The 3942-nt window shown below is 58.3% G+C and carries 4 protein-coding genes; all 4 read left to right on the top strand.

Annotation, left to right across the window (positions count from 1 at the left end):
- Positions 1-811: (Fe-S)-binding protein (locus VII69_11255; GenBank protein ID HEY5095686.1), on the top strand; the 811-nt coding region annotated here is incomplete at its 5' end.
- On the top strand, positions 811-2100 hold the full coding sequence (locus VII69_11250; protein HEY5095685.1) for an NAD(P)/FAD-dependent oxidoreductase: 1290 nt from the start codon (positions 811-813) through the stop codon (positions 2098-2100). The genes VII69_11255 and VII69_11250, both read left to right, overlap by 1 nt.
- Positions 2087-2854, top strand: a complete 768-nt coding sequence (locus tag VII69_11245; protein ID HEY5095684.1) for an SDR family oxidoreductase — start codon at positions 2087-2089, stop codon at positions 2852-2854. The genes VII69_11250 and VII69_11245 overlap by 14 nt, the downstream gene beginning before the upstream one ends.
- A partial coding sequence (locus VII69_11240) for a hypothetical protein (GenBank protein HEY5095683.1) occupies positions 2836-3942 on the top strand: 1107 nt, incomplete at its 3' end. The genes VII69_11245 and VII69_11240, both read left to right, overlap by 19 nt.

Below are 3942 nucleotides of genomic sequence, written 5' to 3'. Positions count from 1 at the left end.
GCTTCAGGCGGCTGTAGAAGTGCTAGAAGACGCCGGCTTCAGCGTTTCCATTCCGAAGGTCCAACTGTGTTGCGGCCGTCCGCTCTACGACTATGGGATGCTCGATCTTGCACGAACGATGTTGCGTGAGATTATCGACGCACTCAAGCCCCAAATAGCGGCCGGAATATGCATTGTCGGATTGGAGCCTAGTTGCGTCTCGGTTTTCCGCGACGAGATGCAGAATCTGTTGCATGACGACGAAGATGCGAAAAGGTTTAAAGCACAGACCTTCTTGCTAAGCGAATTCCTCGACAAATACGCTCCGCACTATCAGCCGCCCAAACTGAACCGCAAAGTGATTATGCAAACGCATTGTCATCAAAAAAGCGTGCTAGATGCTTCGGCAGTAGAAAGGTTACTCAAGAAACTGGGCGTCGACTACTCGATGCCGGACTCAGGGTGCTGCGGCATGGCCGGCGCATTTGGTTTCGAGCGCGGGGAACACTACGAAGTATCCGCCGCACTCGCCGAGCGCGCGTTGTTGCCCGCTGTGCGCAACGCCGCGACAGACACGATCATCGTCGCGACGGGCTTCAGTTGCCGCGAGCAGATCTCGCAGATGAGCGACCGTCAAGCGCTTCATCCTGCTCAGTTATTGAAAATGGCGTTGGACGATCGCCATGGCGCATCCATCGGCCGCTTCCCTGAAAGCCGCTACATGCCGAACCCGCGCGAACAAGGCCGCTCGGCAGCGGTCAGGGGTCTTGCGGTCCTCGCTGGACTTATCGCAGCGTGTGCCGTCGTCAACCTTTTTCGGAAGCACGGGTAGTGGGAGCCGAAATTCTGATCCTAGGCGGCGGCTTTGCCGGCGTCTCGGCGGCTCGCGAACTAGAACGCAAAGCCCCCAGTGAAGTCGGCGTGACGCTCGTAAGCCGGGAAAATTATTTGTTGTTCACTCCCATGCTGCCTGAAGTGGCTTGCGGCACTATCGAAGCGCGGCACATCGTTCAACCGCTACGCGCCGGTCTGCGTCGCGCTCGATTCATATTAGGAGACGTTCTGGAGATCGATGTCTCCGAGCGCACTGTCAGCGTCTTGCATCCATTGCTCGGATCGCAGTCTACGCTGCGCTTCGATCACTTGGTGCTTGCTCTTGGCTCGCAGACTTCCACATTTGGGTTGCCAGGCGTCGCGCGCCATACGATTCCGCTGAAAACGCTGTTTGATGCAGATCAGCTGCGCAGCCGCGTCACAGGAGCGTTTGAGGCTGCGGCCGGAACGAACGACCGGGATGAGCGCGCTCGTCGATTACGGTTCATTATTATTGGCGGGGGATTCACGGGCGTTGAGGTTGCCGGCGAGATGACGGGTTTCATTCAACACATCCGGCGCTACTATCCGACCTTGAGCGGCTGCACGCCCGAGATCATCGTCGTGGAAGGCGGGAAGCGTCTCTTGGCTGAGCTGCCCGCCCGCTTCGGCAAACGTGCCGCGGTGTCGCTTCAGAAGAGAAATGTGAGCCTGGAACTCGGCGAACGCGTCGCCAGCGCCGACGAAGGCGGCTTGTCCTTGAAAAACGGCAAGCGTTACGAAAGCGCGACGCTCATTTGGGTAGCCGGCGTGGAGCCCGCGCCCTCCGTGAAGAAACTCGGGCTGGCGACGTCAAAGGGAGGCGCGCTCTTGGTGAACGGCGACTTTTCGGTCCCGGGGCTGCCGGGCGTTTGGGGCATCGGCGACTGCGTGCAGATTCCAAAGCCCGCAGGCGGGACCTACGCGCCGCTGGCGCAGAACGCTGTTCGCGAGGGGCCGCTCCTTGCGAAAAATATCCTCTCCACGTTGCATGGCAAGTCCACTAAATTGTTCGCGTATCGACTCCAGGGAATGATGGCGTCGCTAGGTGATCGCGGCGCGCTAGCCGAGCTGCCCGGTCGGCAGATGATCGCTGGATTTCCTGCATGGCTACTATGGCGGGCGTATTATTTGAGCCGCTTACCGGGCCTTTCGCGCAAGATGGGCGTTGCCATGGATTGGATCATGAGCGGAGTCTTTCAACAATCCGTCGCGCGGCTTGCATTTGTGACCGGCGGGTTGGCTAAGGAATGCCGTGCGCCTGAATAATAAAGTTGCGATCATAACCGGCGGCGACACCGGAATTGGCAAAGCTATTTCCCTCGAACTCGCCTGTGAAGGCGCCAGCGTGGTGATAGACTACCATGGTGATGCCGGCCCAGCCAACGCGCTGGTCGAACGGATCAATAATTTAGGTTATAAAGCCGTCGCGATTTCAGCCGACGTCACGCGGCCGCCGGACGTGGAATCGCTCGTCGAGGCCACAGCGAAAGCCTTCGGCGGCATCGACATCCTCGTGAACAACGCCGGCATCGAAGAACAGCACCCCTTCCTAGAAATGCCGTTCGAAGTGTATGCCAAGGTCATCGGCGTAAATCTCACCGGCAACTGGCTGTGCAGTCAGGCAGCGGCGCGCCAAATGGTCAAGCAGAACCGGGGCGGTCGGATCATCAACATCTCCTCAGTTCACGAAGACGTGGCCATGCCTACCAACGCCCCGTATTGCGCTTCCAAAGGCGCGCTCCGCATGTTGATGCGGACGATTGCGATCGAACTCGCACAATATCATATCACCGTGAACAACATCGCACCGGGAGCAGTGGAAACGCCGATGGATGCGGAGCTAGAGCGAGATCCAAAAGAGCTAGCTCGATTGCTGGCGGAGATTCCAATGCGTCGAATGGGCAGGCCGCAAGAGATCGCCGGCCTGGTCGCCTACCTCGCTTCGGATGCGGCGGCGTATATCACGGGTGCCACCTACGTCATCGACGGTGGAATGAGCAAATGGTCGGGAAGTCTTTGAGCGTGGGTCCGGTTGCGCAGATCGTCGGCACCGGCCAGAAGGGTGCGTCGTACAATATCTCAGACGCGCAGATGGCCGCTGGGAGCACGCTCGGCGGCCCGAAGTGCGTCTGCATCATAAAGGCGACGGGCGCGATTGAAAAGATCTATTCAAGCGATTGTGGACAGGCGTTAGTCGGTTCGGTTGTCGTGCACCACTGGGATCGATCGACCGGCATCGCGCTGACCGCGCTTCCCGGCTCTTTCAAAATACATCCGGAACATCAAGAACATTTTTTCACGTTGTCAAACGGCATCGAAGTGCACGAAGACATCTACGTCTTAAGCGGTAGTCCCCGTGGCAAGACAGTATCCCCGCCCGCCGTGTACTACGTCATCGAGTTACGCAATCCGACGGACCAGCGCATTGAAATCGAGACGTTCGGGTTCGCGCAGCTGCGCGGAAATACGTCGCACGATGTTGTGAGTCGGTTCGACAAAGGCCGCAACGCGCTGATAGCTCACAACAAAGCAAACGCAGGCCTCGCTAGAGTCTTCGCCTGTTCCAAGGCTGTAGAGGGCTGGGAAGTAACGATGGATCATGGAAAGGCGATTGCCAAGGACTGGCCGGGGATGTTGAGCGACGAAGCCGTCTCGCCATCGACCGATCCTCTGGGCGTTCTGCATCAAAGGAACACGCTGGATTCAGGAGGACACGTCGGGTTTTACTTCGTGTTGACGTTTGCCATTGACGGAGAACGCGCTGCGGTTCGCACTCTAGATTCGTTGCCCACAGCCGGAGCCGCGCTTCGAACTACGCGTAAGCACTACGTCGACGTTCTCAATCGCGCGGTTGTGCTAACCCCTGAGGCCGACGTGAATCGCGGCGTCTTGTGGGCGAAGGCTAACATGTTGCGGACCCAATTGCTCGCGCCCACCGGCTGGTGCTTTGTGAACGATCCTGCGCGCTCGAACAACAGCGTGGCTCGGGATACCGCATGGTTCGCGTTCGGAGCTGATTATATCACTCCGGATTTTGCCGAAGAATCACTTCTTTGGTACACGGATCACCTCGAAGGCGACGGCATGGTCGTCGAATGCTACGACATT

Source organism: Candidatus Eremiobacteraceae bacterium, assembly GCA_036511855.1.
In the GTDB taxonomy this organism is placed as follows: Bacteria; Vulcanimicrobiota; Vulcanimicrobiia; order Eremiobacterales; family Eremiobacteraceae; genus JABCYQ01.
The sequence above is the reverse complement of the archived record's forward strand: the minus strand, read 5'-3'. Positions and strand labels throughout refer to the sequence as shown.